Here is a 16104-nt window from a genome sequence, read left to right as displayed (position 1 = left end):
CGCGACATGGCTGCCCGGTTTCGGACAGCGTGATGCCACGGAAGGGCCCCCCAGCCGCTGCGTAAGGCACCGCGACGGGACTGACGATCCGTCAGTCCCGTGACGGCATGCGGACTACGCTCGGGTGATTACTTCTGCTTGACCTCGACGCCGGTCAGGATCGGGTCGCCGTCCTGGCCGTAGGCGACGCCGGAGACGTTCTCCGAGTAGCCCGCGTTGACCTTGTAGTACCAGAGCGGGATGGACGGCATGTAGTTGACCAGGTCCTTCTCGATCGCCTGGTACTCCTTGACGGACTCCTCAAGGGTCTTGGCGGAGTCGGCCTTGGCGATCTTGGCGTCCAGCTCCTTGTTGGAGAAGTCGCCCTGGTTGCCGCCCGCACCCGTGCGGAACAGGTCCGAGATGAAGTTGGCGTTCACCGGGTAGTCGAGCACCCAGCCGGAGCGGTACAGGGACTTGACCTGCTTCGTCTTACGAGCGGTCAGGTCGGCCTGGAAGTCCGCCTTGCTGTCGCCGACACACTCGACGGAGGTCGCCTGGGTGATGGAGTTGCAGACCGCCTCCACCCACTCCTTGTGGCCACCGTCGGCGTTGAACTGGATGGAGATCTTGTTGTTCGGGACGCCGCCGCCGGCCTTGATGAGCTCCTTGGCCTTGGCGGGGTCGAACTTGGTGATCTCGACGGCGTCCGGCTGGTAGCCGAGGACACCCTTGGCGACCCAGCCGGTGGCGGGCTCGCGGGTGCCGTTGAGCACCGTCTTGGTGATGGTCGCGCGGTCGATCGCCATCGACAGACCCTGGATGACGCGCGGGTCGATCTGCTTCGGCTTCTTCCACTGGTCGGCGTAGAAGGCGACGGCGATGGTCTGGATCGCGGAGTACGCCTGGTCCACGGCGCGGTCGCCGAGGTCCTGACGGTAGACCGGGAGGTCCTTCGGGGCGATCTGACGCAGGACGTCGACGTTGCCGGCCTTCAGGTCCTCGTAGGCGACCTCGAGGGTGGTGTAGTTCTTGAAGACCACACCGCCGTTCTTCGCCTTGTTCGGGCCCTTGTAGTCGTCGTACCGGACGATCTCGATCTTCTTCTTGTGGTCCCAGCTCTTGAACTTGTAGGGACCGTTGCCGACCGGCTTCAGGCCGCCGGCCTTCGGGTCCTTGTAGAAGGACTCCGGGAGCGGGGCGAAGACGATGTAGGCGAGCTTGTGGGCGAAGTACGGAACCGGCTTCGCGAGCTCGATGGTGAAGGAGTTCTCGTCGAGAACCTTCAGGCCGTCGAGGGTCTTGGAGGTGGGCTTGGCGCCCTCCTTCTCGGGGTGGACCTTCTCGAAGCCCTTGATGTCGGCGAACCAGGAGGCGAGGCCCTGGGCGTTCTCGACGTTGGCGTTCCAGTTCCACGCGTCCACGAAGGACTTGGCGGTGACCGGGGTGCCGTCGTGGAAGGTCCAGCCCTTCTTGAGCTTGACGGTCCACGTCTTCGAGTCCGTCGTGGTGACCGACTCGGCGTTGATCATCTCCAGCGAGCCGTCGGCCTTGTAGTCGACCAGGGTCGAGAACAGGCCGGCCATGACGGCGGAACCGTTCGACTCCATCGTGTCGCCGGTGAGCAGGTTCTTCTCCGGCTCGCCCAGCTCGATGGAGAAGATGCCGTTCGGGTCGACCTTGCCCTTGGCGTCGCTGCCGCCGCTGTCCTTGCCCCCGCCACAGGCGGTCGCAGCCAGGGCGACGATGATCGCGCCCGTTACCCACTTGGCGCTCTTGGCACCGCGCATGGGTTTCCTCCTCATGAGTCCACTTGTCACTACAAGAAGGGCACTTCGAGACCTGCCGACACCCCTGACGGCGCTGATCCCCCGGTACCCCGAGTGTGCTCGTGAGTCGGCACTCCCCACAGTGCGTGACCCATTGACCCGAGCTCAATGGAGCCAACTATTAAGTACGTCCGGGCCGTAAACCACACTTAAGTGGTCTCGTTTTGACAACATCACCAAGGCCCCGGATACCGAAATCCGGACAAACTGAGCACAGACAGACACCCCCGAAACGGACCGTTAACACACGTACCGGAGAGCGATGACCGGATTCCGGACGCCTGTCCGAGGCAATGCGTTTGACGAAAAGGGCCTGGCCACTCGCACATGATGCGAGTGGCCAGGCCCTTCGTGTGAGATGCGGCTCAGCCGTTTTTCAGCCGTGGCTCAAAACCGCTTACCGGCAGTGACCGGCGGCGCGTCAGCTGTTCTTGGCGCGCGAGGCGGAGCGGCTGCGCTCCTTCTGGTCCAGGACGACCTTGCGGATGCGGACGGCCTCCGGGGTCACCTCGACGCACTCGTCGTCGCGGCAGAACTCCAGGGACTGCTCCAGGGAGAGCTTGCGCGGCGGGACGATCGCCTCGAACGAGTCGGCCGAGGAGGACCGCATGTTCGTGAGCTTCTTCTCCTTGGTGATGTTCACGTCCATGTCGTCGGAGCGCGAGTTCTCGCCGACGATCATGCCCTCGTACACCTCGGTGCCGGGGTCGGTGAACAGGACGCCGCGCTCCTGGAGGTTGGTCATCGCGAAGGCGGTGACGGCACCCGCGCGGTCGGCGACCAGCGAACCGTTGTTACGGGTCTGGAGCTGGCCGAACCACGGCTCGTGGCCCTCGTGGATGGAGTGGGCGATGCCGGTGCCGCGGGTGTTGGTGAGGAACTCCGTACGGAAGCCGATGAGGCCGCGGGACGGGACGACGAACTCCATGCGAACCCAGCCGGAGCCGTGGTTCGACATGTTGTCCATGCGGCCCTTGCGGACGCCCATGAGCTGGGTGACGGCGCCCATGTGCTCCTCGGGCACGTCGACCGTGAGGCGCTCGACGGGCTCGTGGATCTTGCCGTCGACCTCCTTGGTGACGACCTGCGGCTTGCCGATGGTGAGCTCGAAGCCCTCGCGGCGCATCTGCTCGACCAGGATGGCGAGCGCGAGCTCGCCGCGGCCCTGGACCTCCCAGGCGTCGGGGCGCTCGGTCTCCAGGACGCGGAGCGAGACGTTGCCGATGAGCTCGCGGTCGAGGCGGTCCTTGACCTGGCGGGCGGTGACCTTGCGGTCCTTCACGGCGGCCTTGGCGTCGGCGCCCTTGCCGGTGCCGCCGCGGCCGACGAGCGGCGAGGTGTTGGTGCCGATGGTCATGGAGATGGCCGGCTGGTCGACGGTGATCAGCGGCAGCGCGATCGGGTTCTCCGGGTCGGCCAGGGTCTCGCCGATCATGATGTCGGGGATGCCGGCGACGGCGCAGATGTCACCGGGGCCCGCGACCTCGGCCGGCTTGCGGGTGAGCGCCTCGGTCATCATCAGCTCGGTGATGCGGACGTTGGAGACGGAGCCGTCCCGCTTGATCCACGCGACCGTCTGGCCCTTGCGCAGCTCGCCCTGCTCGACGCGGAGCAGCGCGATGCGGCCGAGGAAGTTGTCGGCGTCCAGGTTGGTGACGTGGGCCTGGAGGGGGGCCTCCTCGTCGTACACCGGGGCCGGGACGTGCTCCAGGATCGTGGAGAAGAAGGGCTCCAGGTTCTCGGAGTCCTGCGGGACCGTGCCGTCCTCCGGCTTGGTCAGCGAGGCGATGCCGTCGCGGCCGCAGGCGTAGACGATCGGGAACTCGATCTGGTCCTCGTCGGCGTCCAGGTCGAGGAAGAGGTCGTAGGTCTCGTTGACGACCTCGTCGATCCGGGAGTCCGGGCGGTCCGTCTTGTTGATGCAGAGGATGACGGGCTTGCGCTGCTGGAGGGCCTTGCGCAGCACGAAGCGGGTCTGCGGGAGCGGACCCTCGGAGGCGTCCACCAGGAGGACGACGGCGTCCACCATCGACAGACCGCGCTCGACCTCGCCGCCGAAGTCGGCGTGGCCGGGGGTGTCGATGATGTTGATCGTGATCGGGGCCCCGCCGTCCTTGGGGTGGTACTTCACCGCCGTGTTCTTGGCGAGGATCGTGATGCCCTTCTCACGCTCCAGGTCGTTCGAGTCCATCATGCGGTCGTCGAGCTGCTGGTGGGCGGCGAAGGCACCGGCCTGCTTGAGCATGGCGTCGACGATGGTCGTCTTGCCGTGGTCGACGTGGGCGACGATGGCGACGTTACGGATGTCGTGGCGCGTGGGCATGGGTGGCTTGCGCTTCTCTCGGATCGTGGGAATCGGCGTCAGTTCCTCTTACGCCCGCCGGGCGGACGCGCCACGGCTATGTCCTATGGTACGGGGCTGCCGTGCAAGGGGCTTCCCCGGATCGATCCGAGAGGGTCTACTGGGACGTTTCAGGGTGGGGCTCAGGGTGTGGGGAACGTCATGCCGCCCGGGTCAAGGGGCCGACGCGATCCTGCCCGCCGGGGTCACCGGCGGGCAAGGAACTTGAGCTGCTTCTGAGGTTGTGACCTGTGGTTTCAGCGGTTGGACGGGCTACTCTTGGTCGTTTCGCTCTTCTTGAAACCGATGTCCTGGTACAGGGGGGCGGCGAAGCCCCAGGCGCCGGCGTTCACCACATCCTCCCGGGCGGCCACCAGCTGGGGGCGCTGGTACAGCGGGATGGAGCCGGCCGTGGCCCAGATCCGGGCGTCGGCCTGGCGGATCAGATCGCCCGCCTCCTCCTCGTCGAGGGTGCCGGCGGCCTGGTCGAACAGCTGGTCGATCCGGTCCGTGCCGACGCGCGAGTAGTTCTGCTCGACCAGCAGGGAGCCGTCCGAGGCGGGCTCGGGCTTGGCGAAGATCGGCCGGGCGTCGGTCGCCGGGTAGGCGGAGGCGGGCCAGGAGTAGAGGGCCAGGTCGTAGTCGCCGGAGGCGATGTGGTCCTTGAAGAAGCTCTCGTCGGAGACCTTGGTGACCACGGTGCGGATCCCGACCGTGTCGAGCATCCGGACGATCTTGTCGCCGACCGCCCGCAGCGTCTCGGAGCCGGGCCCCGAGGGCAGGACGAAACGGAGGCTGAGGGCCTTGCCGTCCTTGCCGAGGGCCTGGGAGGCGGCGGGGACGGCGGCGGGGGCGGCGCTGCCCATGGGAGCGTAGGCGCCGGCGACGCCCTGGTCCGGCTTGGTGTTGCCGGGCCGCGCGGCGGCGCGGGCGCCGGTGTCGAGGGCCTCGGCGCGGGCGAGGAGGGCGGCGCTCTCCCGGGCGGCGGCGGGGGCCGGGGCCAGCACCCGGGTGCCGCTCTCGGGGCCGCCGGGGCCGATCTCGGGGGCGGCCGGGAGCTCGCCGGGCTTGTCGTCGCCGACGATGTAGAGGCCCTCGTCGGAGGCTTTGTCCTCGCCGGCCTTGTCCGCGGTGGCCTTCTCCTCGCCGGCCTTGTCCCCGGTGGCCTTCTCCTCGCCGGCCTTGTCCCCGGTGGCCTTCTCCTCTGTCGCCTTCTCCTCTGCGGTCTTCTCCTCGGCCGCCTTCTCCTCCGTGGTCTTCTCCCCGGCCGCCTCCTTCGTGCCGGACTTCTTCTCGGCCTCGGCGCCCGCCTTGGTGCCGGCCGGCTTCTTCTGCGCGCCGCCGGGGACCCAGCCGGCGTCGGCGAGGAGGGCGCGGGCCTCCTTGGTGTCCTGGTCCCCGAGGGCGTCGCTGCTGTCCGCGTAGGCGGCCTGCCCCGACAGGGCGAGGTGGCTGCCGGGCGGTTCGGCCGGGAGTCCGAGCGGCTTGAGCACGGATTCGGCCAGCTCCCTGCGGTCGATGGCGCGGGCGACCGCGCGCCGGACCCGCTCGTCGGCGAGCGGCCCGGACTCGCCGTTGAGGGAGAGCTGGGTGTAGGCGGGCTCCAGGGACTTGCGGACGACATAGCCGGCGAGCGTGTCCTGGGCCTTGGCGTAACGGGCGGCGGCGTCCTTGTTCTCGGCGCGGGCGGCCCTGACCTCCTCGGCCAGCTCCTCGTCCTCGCCGTGGGCCAGCGCCCAGGACCTGAGGGCCTTGCCGGGGGCGATCGAGGAGCCGGGGCCGTGCAGCAGGGCCGCCTCGGCACCGCTGCGGCCCGCGTCGGCGTCCTTGAGGGCGAGGGCGATGCGCTCGGCGGTGGAGCGGTCGATCTCGGCGAGGTCGAGCTTCCCCGAGGCCAGGGCGTCCTCGCGGCCGGCGCGGGGCACGGCCCGCAGGACGAGGCTGTCGAGCTTGGCGGTCCGGCCCCACCAGCGCGGGTTGCGGGTGAGGGTGAGATCGCCGGTCTTCCGGTCCGCCTTGCCGAGGAGGAACGGTCCCGCGGTGGCCTTGAGGGCGGTGCGGGCCCCGTCGTTGAAGGAGTTCGGGGAGCCCATCACCTGCTTCGGGTAGAGCGGGGTGAAGAGGGAGCGCCAGTCGGCGTAGGGCTTGGCGAAGGTGACCCGTACCTCCAGGTCGTTCTTGCCCTTCTCGATCTTCTCGATCCGCTCGTACCCGGCGTTCCTGGCCGTCCAGTAGGCGGTGTCGCGGCCGCTGAGGGCCCGCCACTGGGCGACGAAGTCGGCGGCGCCGAGCTCGCGCCCGTCGCTCCACACGGCCTGCTGGTTGAGCTTGTAGAGGACGACCTGCCGGGGCTCGGTCTCGACGACCTCGGCGCTCTCCAGGTAGTCCGGGTTGAGCCGGGGCCTGCCGCGCTCGTCCAGGGTGTGGAGCGCGGGCAGGACGGCGCCCGCGACGCGGCCGGTGGCGGCGTCGGCGTCGGCCTGGAAGACGTTGTAGGTGGCGGGCAGGGCGTCCACCGCCCAGCGCAGGGTGCCGCCGTCGTCGACCAGGGCCCGCGCGGTGGGCGCGTTGTCCTGGGCGGCGGCCGGTCCGGTGTCGTCCTCGTCGGAGCTGCACCCGGCGAGGACGGTGACGGCGAGGACCGCGCTGGTGAGGGTGGCGACGGAGCGGAGTGTCCGGGAGCGGGGACTCCTGGACGGACCGGCCCATGTCCTCCCCCGGGGGGCGCCGACCTGGGACATGACTTTTACCCCTTCGTCCGGTTTCGTGCCATTGCGAGATGATCAGACTCTCTTACTCATCCCACTGAACGGCACCCGGCGGTCGCGCCCCCTCCGACACGGCGGCGGGGCCCGGCGAACCCACTCGTGCGGCCCAACGGACCCGCCCCCGAACGGTCTTGCGCCCGCGTCAGCCCGTACGGGCCCAGCCCGCGCGGTAGGCGGCCCAGTCGCCCGGCTCCTCCGCGAAGTCCACGTACAGGGCGACGCCGAAGCGCTCGCGGCCCGGGTCGGTGCGCCCGAGGCCGAGCCGGACGCCCCGCACGCCGGCGGCGACGGTCTCGGCGTTCTCGTGGTGGCCCAGGTCGTCCTCGTGGAAGAAGGGAAGCCCCATGAGCAGGTCGGTGGACTCCGGGGTCACCTCCAGGGCGAGCGCCGTCTGCTGGGCGACGTACCCGCCGTACAGGGACTCCAGCGGCATCCAGGTGTCGTACGACATCACGGCGATCTGGTCCACCCGCCGGGCCACCTCGCCGAAGTACTCCTGCGACCACCACTTGCCCTCGTCGCCGAAGAGGCGCAGCGCGGAGTGGGCTCCCGGCAGCGGGTCGATCTGGTGGGCGGCGACGGAGAGCAGCGCCTCGCGCGCCTTCGTCATGCGCCGCAGGTCGTCGAGGAGCGTCAGGTAGTCGGTGTCGCCGGACTGGAGCGGCTCCAGGTCGAAGTGGACCCCGTCGAAGCCGGCGTCGAGGACCTGGACGGCGGAGGCCGTGACCGCCGCGCGGGAGGCGGCGTCGGAGAGCCGCAGGCCGACCGGCCCGTCGTTGGCGAGGACGTCGCCGAGCCACGCCTGGACCCGGATCCCGGGCAGCGTCCGGTGGATGCCGTCGGTCAGCCACTTCGCGCGCGGGTGCTTGGCGGCGGGCAGGGTGCCGTCGTGTTCGAGCGGGCCGGCGTGGACGTACAGGTCCTTGATCCCGGTGCCCTTCAGCCGTTCGGCGAGCGCCGTCAGGTCGGCGTCCGTCTTCCGGCCGTCCACCCACGCGTGCCCGATCCAGTACGCGTCCCTGCCGCGCGTGCGCGCGTCGTCGCGGAGGTCGCCCGCGTAGCTGACGCGCAGGGCGAGCGCGCCGAAGAGCGGCGGCACGATCAGCAGCAGCACCACCCCCAGCACCCACCAGCGCCCCTTGCGCCACATCCGTTTCAGTCGTGCCTGCATCCGTGCCCCCTGAGCGTCGCGGGCCTCCCCGCCCGCTGGAGACCACCGTGAAGATCGGCTCCGACAAGGACGCCCTCGCTCCGCGGTCGGTTTCCGAAGGGCCCACGTCCGGTCGCGAGGGGGCAGCCCCGTACATAACCTCCCTTTTGTGACCCGAATAGCCACCCGAGCCCTGCTCGCGATGCTGGTGGCGGCGTGGTGGCTCGTGGCGCCCGCCGCGGCCGGCGCCCGCGCGGACGACCCCGTCGTCCTCCCCTCCGACGGGCAGATCCTCGACCGGGTGGGCGCCCTGCGCGACCGCAGGCCCGAGGTCGAGGCGGCCCTCGACCGGCTCTACGACGACCGGCGGATCCAGCTCTTCGTGGTCTACGTACGGGACTTCTCCGGCCGCGACGGCCAGGACTGGGCGGACGCGACCGCGGAGCGCAACGGCCTCGGCCTCGACGACGTGCTGCTCGCCGTCGCCACCCACGACCGGCGGTACGGCTACTCCGCCGACCCCGACTCGCGCCTCACCCAGGCCCAGCTCGACGATGTGGCCCGGACGGCGATCGAGCCGGCGCTCCGGGAGAACGACTGGGCGGGCGCGGCGATCGGCGCCGCCGACGGCTACTCCGCCGTCCTCGCCGGCCTGCCCGTCCCGGTCCCGTCGCTCACCCCGGGACCGGCCGACCCGGGCGGCCCCGGCTCCGTCTCCGGGACCGACCTGATCCTCCCGGTGGCGCTCGTCGGCGGCGCCGGGGCGGCGGCGGTGTACGCGTACGCCCGCCGGCGCCGGCGGGTCACCACCCGCACCACGCCCGGCGGCGGGCAGGGCTGGGGGGCGCCCGCGCCGCCCTCCCTGGAGGAGCTGGACGGCGAGGCGCGGCGGACGCTGGTCGCCACCGACGACGCCGTCCGCACCAGCCAGGAGGAACTGGGCTTCGCCACCGCCCAGTTCGGCGAGGAGGCGGCCCGTCCCTTCGAGGAGGCGGTGGCCTTCGCCAAGGAGCAGCTGACCGCCTCCTTCCGGCTGCGGCAGCAGCTCGACGACTCCTTCCCCGAGGACGACGCCACCCGGCGCGCGATGCTCGACGAGATCCTGCGCCGCTGCGCCGACGCCGACGCCCGGCTGGACGCGGAGACCGAGGACTTCGACCGGCTGCGGGCGCTGGAGCGGACCGCGCCCGAGGCGCTGGCCGCGGTGGAGGCCGCCTTCCGCGAGCAGACGGGAAGGGTCTCCGGGGCCGAGGCGGCGCTGGCCGAGATGCGCGAGCGGTACGCCGGACCCGCGGCCTCGCCGGTCGCCGGCGACGTCGAGCAGGCCAAGGACCGGCTGGTCTTCGCCACCACCCACGTCAACCAGGCCCGGCAGGCCGTCGACGCCGGCGACACCGGCGCGGCCGCCGTGCACGTACGGGCCGCCGAGGGCGCGGTCGACCAGGCGGCCCGGCTGATCGAGGCCGTGGACCGGCGGGCGCGGGAGCTGGCCGAGGCGGCGGGCCGGCTGCCCGGCGCGCTCACCGAGACCGACGCCGACCTGGCCGAGGCGCGCGGGCGCCTCGAAGGGGCCGCCGGGGGCGCCTCCACGGGTGACCTGCGCGGCCGGATCGCCCGTGCGGAGGCGGTGGCGGCGGAGGTGCGGCGGGGGATGGAGTCGGGGCGGTACGACCCCCTGGACGCGTTGCGCCGGATCGAGGAGGCCGACACGGCGCTCGACGCGGCGCTGGCGGGCGCGCGGGAGCGGGAGTCCGGCGACCGGCGCGCCCGGGACCTCCTCGACCAGGCGCTGCTGACGGCGCGGGCGGAGCTGGGGGCGGCCTCCGACTACGTCCAGACCCATCGCGGCGCGGTGGGCAGCGAGGCGAGGACCCGGCTGGCGGAGGCCCAGCGGCGCCTCGATCGCGCGGGGGCGCTGGCCGCGGACGAGCCGCAGGCGGCGCTGGCGGAGGTGCGGCAGGCGGACGGGCTCGCCCGGCGCGCGCAGGAGCTCGCGGAGCAGGACGTGCGCCGTTACGGGAACCCGAACGGCCTGGGCGGTGTATCAGGAGGGGGAGGGAGCGGTGGCGGCGGGCTGGGCGGGGCGGTGCTCGGCGGCATCATCCTCGGCGGGCTGTTCGGCGGGGGTTCCCGCGGAGGAGGGGGCGGGCGTGGGGGCGGTTTCGGGGGTGGCTTCGGGGGCGGAGGTTTCGGCGGCGGGCCGGGCAGCTTCGGCGGCAGCGGCACGCGCGGCCGGCGGGGCGGCGGCGGCCGCTTCTGAGTTCCACGTCCACGCGATCTCGTCCCGTACGACCCTGCAAGGAGCAGCGCATGAGCAAGCAGACCGTCCTCGGCCGTGTCACCCAGCTGGCGAAGGCGAACATCAACGCCCTCCTCGATCAGGCGGAGGACCCGCAGAAGATGCTGGACCAGCTGATCCGCGACTACTCGGGCAACATCACGGAGGCCGAGCAGGCCGTGGCCACCACCATCGGCAATCTGCGGATGCTGGAGCAGGACCACGCGGAGGACGTGGCGGCGGCGGCCGAGTGGGGCGGGAAGGCGCTGGCGGCCAGCCGGAAGGCGGACGAGCTGCGGGGCGGCGGGCAGACGGCGGAGGCGGACCGCTTCGACAACCTGGCGAAGGTCGCGCTGGGCCGCCAGCTCCAGTCGGAGCAGGAGGCGCGGACGGCCGAGCCGACGATCGCCTCGCAGACCGAGGTGGTGGGCAAGCTGACCTCCGGCCTGGACCAGATGAAGGCCAAGCTGGCCGAGCTCCGGGCCAAGCGGGACGAGCTGGTGGCGCGCTCCCGCTCGGCGCAGGCGCAGAACAGGATGATGGACGCGGTGAAGAGCGTCGACGTGCTGGACCCGACGAGCGAGCTGAGCCGCTTCGAGGAGAAGGTGCGCCGGGAGGAGGCGCGGGCGCTGGGCCAGCAGGAGCTGGCCGCGTCCTCGCTGGACGCCCAGTTCGAGCAGCTGGACGCGCTCGGGGACGAGGCGGAGATCGCGGCCCGGCTGGCCGCCCTCAAGGCGGCCTGACACGCCCTAGAACATGCTGAGGAGCTGGTCCACGGTGGGTTCCGCCGTGGGCCCGCCGTCGGGCAGGCCCAGCTCGAACCAGACGGTCTTGCCGCGCGGGGTGCGGCGCGCGCCCCAGGACGCGGAGAGCAGTCCGACGAGCTGGAGGCCGCGGCCGCCCTCGTCGGTGTCCTTGGCCCGGCGGCGGCGCGGCTGGACGAGCCCGGCGTCCCAGACCTCGCAGACGAGGGTGCGGTCGCGCAGCAGCCGGAGCCGTATCTCGCCCTCGCCGTACCGCAGCGCGTTGGTGACGAGCTCGCTGACGAGGAGTTCGACGGTGTCGACGAGCGCGTCGAGGCCCCAGGCGGTGAGCTGGGTACGGGCGAGTTCTCTGGCCCGGCCGACGGAGCGGGGCTCGCGGGGCAGCCGCCAGTCCCCCACCGCCTCGGCGGGCAGTCCCCGGATCCGGGCCATCAGGAGGGCGATGTCGTCCTCGCCGTGGCCGGTGTCGAGGGTGGTGAGGACCCGGTCGCAGACGTCCTCCAGGGGGCGGTCCCGGTGGGTGAGGGCCCGCCGGAAGGCGCTGAGGCCCTCGTCGAGGGGGTGGTCGCGGGACTCGACGAGCCCGTCGGTGTAGAGGGCGAGGAGGGAGCCCTCGGGGAGTTCGACCTCGACCTCCTCGAAGGGCTCGCCGCCGACGCCCAGCGGCATCCCGGGCGGCACGTCGAGGAGCAGCGCCTCCTCGCCCGGTTCGACGAGCACGGGCGGGAGGTGGCCGGCGTTGGCGAAGGTGCAGCGCCGGGTCACCGGGTCGTAGACGGCGTAGACGCAGGTGGCGAGGTAGACCTCGGAGAGTTCGGGGCCGCGGTTCTTGTGGGCGCGGGACTGCTGGGCTCCGATGGGCGCGCCGAGGCCGCGGGCGATCTCGTCGAGGTGGGAGAGGACCTCGGCGGGTTCGAGGTCGAGCTGGGCGAGGGTGCGGACGGCGGTGCGCAGTTCGCCCATGGCGACGGCGGCGCGCAGGCCGCGCCCCATGACGTCGCCGATGACGAGGGCGGTGCGGTGGCCGGGGAGTTCGATGACGTCGAACCAGTCGCCGCCGACCTCGGTGGCGTCGGTGCCGGGGAGGTAGCGGCAGGCGATGTCGAGTCCCGCCGCCTCGGGGTCGCCGGGCGGGAGGAGGCTGCGCTGGAGGATGAGGGCCCGCTCGTGCTCGCGGCGGTAGAGGCGGGCGTTGTCGATGCAGACGGCGGCGCGGGCGGCGAGTTCGACGGCGAGGGCCCGGTCGCGCTCGCCGAAGGGCTCGCTGCCCTTGGTGCGGGAGAACTGGGCGAGGCCGACGACGGTGTCGTGGGCGAGCATGGGGACGACCAGGGTGGAGTGGACGAGGTCGCCCTCGCCGCCGGGCACGGTCCGGACGCGGCCGGTGCGCAGCGCTCCGGCGCACGGGGAGTTGAAGGGGTAGCGGTGGACGGCGCCGACCTCGATGGGGACGGGCGCTCCGCCGTCGCCGGCCGGTCCGTGGCCCTCGTCGGTTCTGAGCGGGGTGTCGGAGACGGCGCTGGCGAAGGCGACGCGGCGGAGTTCGGCGCTGCCGGCGCCGTAGCCGACGTCGTGGGAGCTGCCCCAGCGGCCGGGCGGGGCCTCGTCGCCGGTGAGGAGGCCCTGGTAGAGGTCGACGGAGGCGAGGTCGCAGAAGCCGGGGACGGCGACGTCGAGGAGTTCGCGGGCGGTGGCCTCCAGGTCGAGGGAGTTCCCTATGCGGGCTCCGGCCTCGTTGAGGAGGGCGAGGTTGCGGCGGGCGCTGGCGGCCTCGCGGGCCGCGTTCTGCCGGCGGGTGACGTCGATGCCGAGACCGGCGACGCCGATGGGGCGGCCGGAGCCGCTGTGCACCCGGTAGAGGTTGATGGACCAGTGGCGGCGGATCCGGGCTCCGGGGGCGGCGCCGGTGATCCGGAGGTCGGTGACGGACTCGCCGGTCTCCAGGACGCGGCGGAGGGCGGCGGTCATCCGGTCGGCCTCGGGCTTGGCGAGGTAGTCGTGGACGCTCCGGCCGCGGTGGTCGTCGGCCTCACCGCCGAAGACGGCGGCGAAGCGCTGGTTGGCGCGCTTGACGGTGAGGTCGGTGCCGAAGAGGAGGAAGCCGAAGGGTGATTGGCCGAAAATGGCCTGGGAAGCGGCGAGGTCGGTCTCGATCCGCCGCAGCGCCCGGACGTCGACGACGATGCAGAGGGCGGCCCGCTCGCCGGTCTCGGTCTCGCTCGGCATCACGTACATCTCGGCGATGCCGTGGGTCCGGCCCGGTGCGGGGCCGCCCGCCTGGCCCGGGATGCCGGGGATACGGAAGGGGACCAGGCCGGTCCATTCGCGTCCGTCGAGGATCTCCTTGACCCGCTGGTGGCCGCGATCGCGCAGCTCGGCGGGCATGAACGCCTCGACGGGGTCCTTGCCGCGGGCTTCCTGGGCGGGCACCCCGAAGAGCTCCGCCGCCCGGCGGCTCCACTGGTCGACGCGTCCGTCGGGCCCGAGGGAGAAGGAGGCGACCCGGATGTAGTCGTAGATCGAACCGGGCGGGCTGCTCTGCCACACGACGCCGCCCGTCGTCTCGGATATCTCGCTCACGCGACCGTCCCCTCCAGCTCACCGCACCGGACCGGCCATGCCCGCAGTATTCAGCACGGCGGGCTCCGGCGGCACGACGTCCACGATCACAGGGTGGTCTCGGTCGGCTCGTGACCCGCTCCGGTGATCGTCGTCCCTCTCTCTTTACTCACCAGGGAGAGCGAGCTCGAACCATACGGTTTTCCCGGTGCTGCCCTGCCGCGTCCCCCAGCGGCGGGCGGAGCAGGCCACGAGACCGAGCCCGCGGCCCCCCTCGTCGTCGGGGCCCGCGGGCCGTTCGGTGGGCGGATCCGGAAGCGGATCGGAGACCTCCACGAGGAGCGCGGAGTGCCGGGGCGGGTCGGTCGTCGCTCCCTCGGCCCTCAGGATCCGCACCCCGATGGGCCCGGAGGCGTACCGCAGCGAGTTGGTGACCAGCTCGCTGACCAGCAGGACGGCCACGTCCCCCACGGCCGCGTCGACCTCCCAGGAGCGGAGCGTCTCGCGGACGGCGTGGCGGGCGGTGCGCACGGCGTCGGCCTCCGCCGGGAAGTTCCACTCGGCGCGGACGCCGTCGGTGTCGATCACACGCGATCACTTCCCCAAGCGTGGTGCAGCAGGAAGAGGATCTCCCTCTCCCGAGGGACCAAAGGGGACATACCCGAAATCAGGTGCGAAATATCCCTCTGGGGGCGGCTACCGGCGCACGGTGGCACGAACGGCGTAGGCGGCGGGCCGTACGCCGGGATCAGGGGCGCGCGGCCGGGAGCCTGCGCGCCGCTTCCGCGACCGCGGGGCGGTCCTGGTCGAGCCAGTCCACGGCGTCGAGTTCGTCGCGGGCGAGCCACCGGAGCGCGTCGTGGTCCTCCAGGGGGCGGGGCTCGCCGGAGAGGAGCCGGGCGGTCCAGACCCGGAGGACGTAACCGGGCTTGAGGGGCCATTCGCCGGGGATCCGCTCGCCGGGCTCGGCCTCGACGCCGAGCTCCTCGCGGAGTTCGCGGACGAGGGCGTCCTCCGGGCGCTCGCCCGGCTCCACCTTGCCGCCGGGCAGCTCCCAGCGGCCGGCGAGGTCGGCGGGGGCGCTGCGGCGGGCGGCGAGCAGCCTGCCCCCGTCGAAAAGGGCGGCCGCGACGACGACCACGGCACCGGTCCCGCGTTCGGGTCCGGTGCCGTGGTGTGAGGTGCTGTCGGTCATGCCCGCGAGGGTAGCCGGGGCATCAGGGGGTGGGTGCGACGCGTTCGACCCAGTAGATCTGCTTGTGGCCGCGGGAGTCGAGCGTGTCCGCGATCTTCTGGGCTTCGTCCTGGGTGGCGTACCGCCCCACCCGGTAGCGGTTGCCGTTGTCGTCCTGCCGTATCACGAGCCACGGTTGGACGGCGCCGCTGTCGGTCATCAGGCTTCTCCCTCCGCCGGGCCAGGCATCACCAAGGATCTCCAGGAAACCTCGATCCGCATATGCCTGAGCTTACGCCTGACCTTCACACAGCGGATACGGATTTTCACCAAGAGATACGGATCGGCCGGGAACCGCCCCATGGCGGCCGAGGCACCCGCACAACACACCGCCGCCCCGGCCGGTGTCGGCGGGGGCGGCGGGGGTGGTGGGGCGGCGGGGGCGGTGGCGGGGGCGGCGGGGCGGCGGGAGAGGGGTCCTCGGACAGGCCCTAGCGGACCGGGAGGTGGTACGAGAGGCGGTAGCGGTCGGCGGGGACGACGACGTCGGCGGTCTCGACGGCGCGGCCCGAGGCGTAGAAGGTGCGCTCGACGACCATCACCACATGGCCGGGCACCCCGCCGAGGACGAGCAGCTCCTCGGCGAGACCGGGGCGGGCGCCGACCTCCTCGACCACGTTGTCCACGACGACGTCGATCGCGGCCATCCGCTCGACCACGCCGCAGCCGCCGAGCGGCCCCTCCTCGGGGAGCATGACGGGGGTGCGGCCGGTGACGGCGAGCGGCTCCCAGGAGGTGGCGATCATCATGGCCTCGCCGCCGTCCCGGTAGACGTACCGGGTGCGCATCACCCGGTCGCCGGGCTCGATGGCGAGGCGGGCGGCGATCTCCCGGCCGGCCTCCTCCTGCTCGCTGCTCGCGTCCCAGGTGCCGCGGGCGCCGTCGACGGCCTGCTCCTGCCGGAAGGGGGTCGCGCCGGAGGCGGGGCGGTAGCCGGAGCGGGCGACGCGGCGGGGCACCGGGCGCTCCCGCACATACGTCCCCGAGCCGGACCGGCCCTCGACGAGCCCCTCGGCCATGAGCACCTTGCGGGCCTCCAGCGCGACGGTGTCCGACACCCCGTACTCCTCGCGGATGCGTGCCTGCGAGGGGAGACGGGTATGCGGCGGGAGCGAGCCGTTCGCGATCTTCTGCCGCAGATCGCTCGCCACGCGCAAATAGGCGGGCTGCTCACCGAACGTCACTGGACACTCCCCTCAGGT

At 72.2% G+C, this 16104-nt stretch carries 11 protein-coding genes; 2 read left to right on the top strand and 9 right to left on the bottom strand.

What is annotated here, in order from left to right:
• Positions 1-128 precede the first annotated feature (128 nt).
• The 4 genes from ACIGHB_RS07545 to ACIGHB_RS07530 form a co-directional block, all read right to left on the bottom strand.
• Entirely contained in the window at positions 129-1769 is a 1641-nt protein-coding gene (locus ACIGHB_RS07545) for an ABC transporter substrate-binding protein (RefSeq protein WP_399910357.1), read from the bottom strand.
• A gap of 460 nt (positions 1770-2229) precedes the next feature.
• Positions 2230-4131: a translational GTPase TypA gene (gene typA, locus ACIGHB_RS07540; protein WP_360314387.1), complete on the bottom strand. Its 1902-nt coding sequence runs from the start codon at positions 4129-4131 to the stop codon at positions 2230-2232.
• A 275-nt stretch (positions 4132-4406) separates the two neighbouring features.
• Positions 4407-6890 (bottom strand): ABC transporter substrate-binding protein, encoded by a 2484-nt coding sequence (locus ACIGHB_RS07535; RefSeq protein WP_399910354.1) that lies wholly within the window; start codon positions 6888-6890, stop codon positions 4407-4409.
• A 169-nt stretch (positions 6891-7059) separates the two neighbouring features.
• Entirely contained in the window at positions 7060-8088 is a 1029-nt protein-coding gene (locus ACIGHB_RS07530) for a hypothetical protein (protein WP_399910352.1), read from the bottom strand.
• A 181-nt stretch (positions 8089-8269) separates the two neighbouring features.
• On the opposite strand from ACIGHB_RS07530, the gene ACIGHB_RS07525 reads away from it, so the two are divergent.
• The gene (locus ACIGHB_RS07525) at positions 8270-10327 is read left to right on the top strand and encodes a TPM domain-containing protein (RefSeq protein ID WP_399910477.1); all 2058 of its coding nucleotides are present in this window, start codon (positions 8270-8272) and stop codon (positions 10325-10327) included.
• Between the two features lie 50 nt (positions 10328-10377).
• Complete coding sequence (locus ACIGHB_RS07520; protein ID WP_360314380.1) at positions 10378-11088, top strand: PspA/IM30 family protein; 711 nt, start codon at positions 10378-10380, stop codon at positions 11086-11088.
• Positions 11089-11094: 6 nt separating this feature from the next.
• Here the strand turns inward: ACIGHB_RS07520 and ACIGHB_RS07515 are convergent, their stop codons facing one another.
• From ACIGHB_RS07515 to ACIGHB_RS07495, 5 genes are all read right to left on the bottom strand, one after another.
• Positions 11095-13689, bottom strand: coding sequence for a SpoIIE family protein phosphatase (locus ACIGHB_RS07515; protein WP_399910349.1), 2595 nt, complete (start codon positions 13687-13689; stop codon positions 11095-11097).
• 144 nt (positions 13690-13833) lie between these two features.
• Positions 13834-14256, bottom strand: a complete 423-nt coding sequence (locus ACIGHB_RS07510; RefSeq protein WP_360314376.1) for an ATP-binding protein — start codon at positions 14254-14256, stop codon at positions 13834-13836.
• Between the two features lie 160 nt (positions 14257-14416).
• A complete protein-coding gene (locus ACIGHB_RS07505) occupies positions 14417-14863 on the bottom strand; it encodes a (deoxy)nucleoside triphosphate pyrophosphohydrolase (protein WP_399910346.1) in 447 nt (148 codons plus the stop codon).
• 22 nt (positions 14864-14885) lie between these two features.
• On the bottom strand, positions 14886-15062 hold the full coding sequence (locus ACIGHB_RS07500; RefSeq protein WP_360314372.1) for an SPOR domain-containing protein: 177 nt from the start codon (positions 15060-15062) through the stop codon (positions 14886-14888).
• Positions 15063-15333: 271 nt separating this feature from the next.
• Complete coding sequence (locus tag ACIGHB_RS07495) at positions 15334-16086, bottom strand: GntR family transcriptional regulator (RefSeq protein ID WP_399910343.1); 753 nt, start codon at positions 16084-16086, stop codon at positions 15334-15336.
• Positions 16087-16104: the final 18 nt, after the last annotated feature.

It is taken from the genome of Streptomyces sp. NPDC085460, from assembly GCF_044541975.1.
Taxonomy (GTDB): domain Bacteria; phylum Actinomycetota; class Actinomycetes; order Streptomycetales; family Streptomycetaceae; genus Streptomyces.
Note: the sequence above shows the minus strand (reverse complement) of the source record. Positions and strands in the feature narration are given on the sequence as shown.

Excerpts from the sequence above, each read along its gene's own strand:
- ACIGHB_RS07545 (WP_399910357.1), bottom strand. The coding sequence starts at position 1,769 with ATGCGCGGTGCCAAGAGCGCCAAGTGGGTAACGGGCGCGATCATCGTC.
- typA (WP_360314387.1), bottom strand. The coding sequence starts at position 4,131 with ATGCCCACGCGCCACGACATCCGTAACGTCGCCATCGTCGCCCACGTC.
- ACIGHB_RS07535 (WP_399910354.1), bottom strand. The coding sequence starts at position 6,890 with ATGTCCCAGGTCGGCGCCCCCCGGGGGAGGACATGGGCCGGTCCGTCC.
- ACIGHB_RS07530 (WP_399910352.1), bottom strand. The coding sequence starts at position 8,088 with ATGCAGGCACGACTGAAACGGATGTGGCGCAAGGGGCGCTGGTGGGTG.
- ACIGHB_RS07525 (WP_399910477.1), top strand. The coding sequence starts at position 8,270 with ATGCTGGTGGCGGCGTGGTGGCTCGTGGCGCCCGCCGCGGCCGGCGCC.
- ACIGHB_RS07520 (WP_360314380.1), top strand. The coding sequence starts at position 10,378 with ATGAGCAAGCAGACCGTCCTCGGCCGTGTCACCCAGCTGGCGAAGGCG.
- ACIGHB_RS07505 (WP_399910346.1), bottom strand. The coding sequence starts at position 14,863 with ATGACCGACAGCACCTCACACCACGGCACCGGACCCGAACGCGGGACC.
- ACIGHB_RS07500 (WP_360314372.1), bottom strand. The coding sequence starts at position 15,062 with ATGACCGACAGCGGCGCCGTCCAACCGTGGCTCGTGATACGGCAGGAC.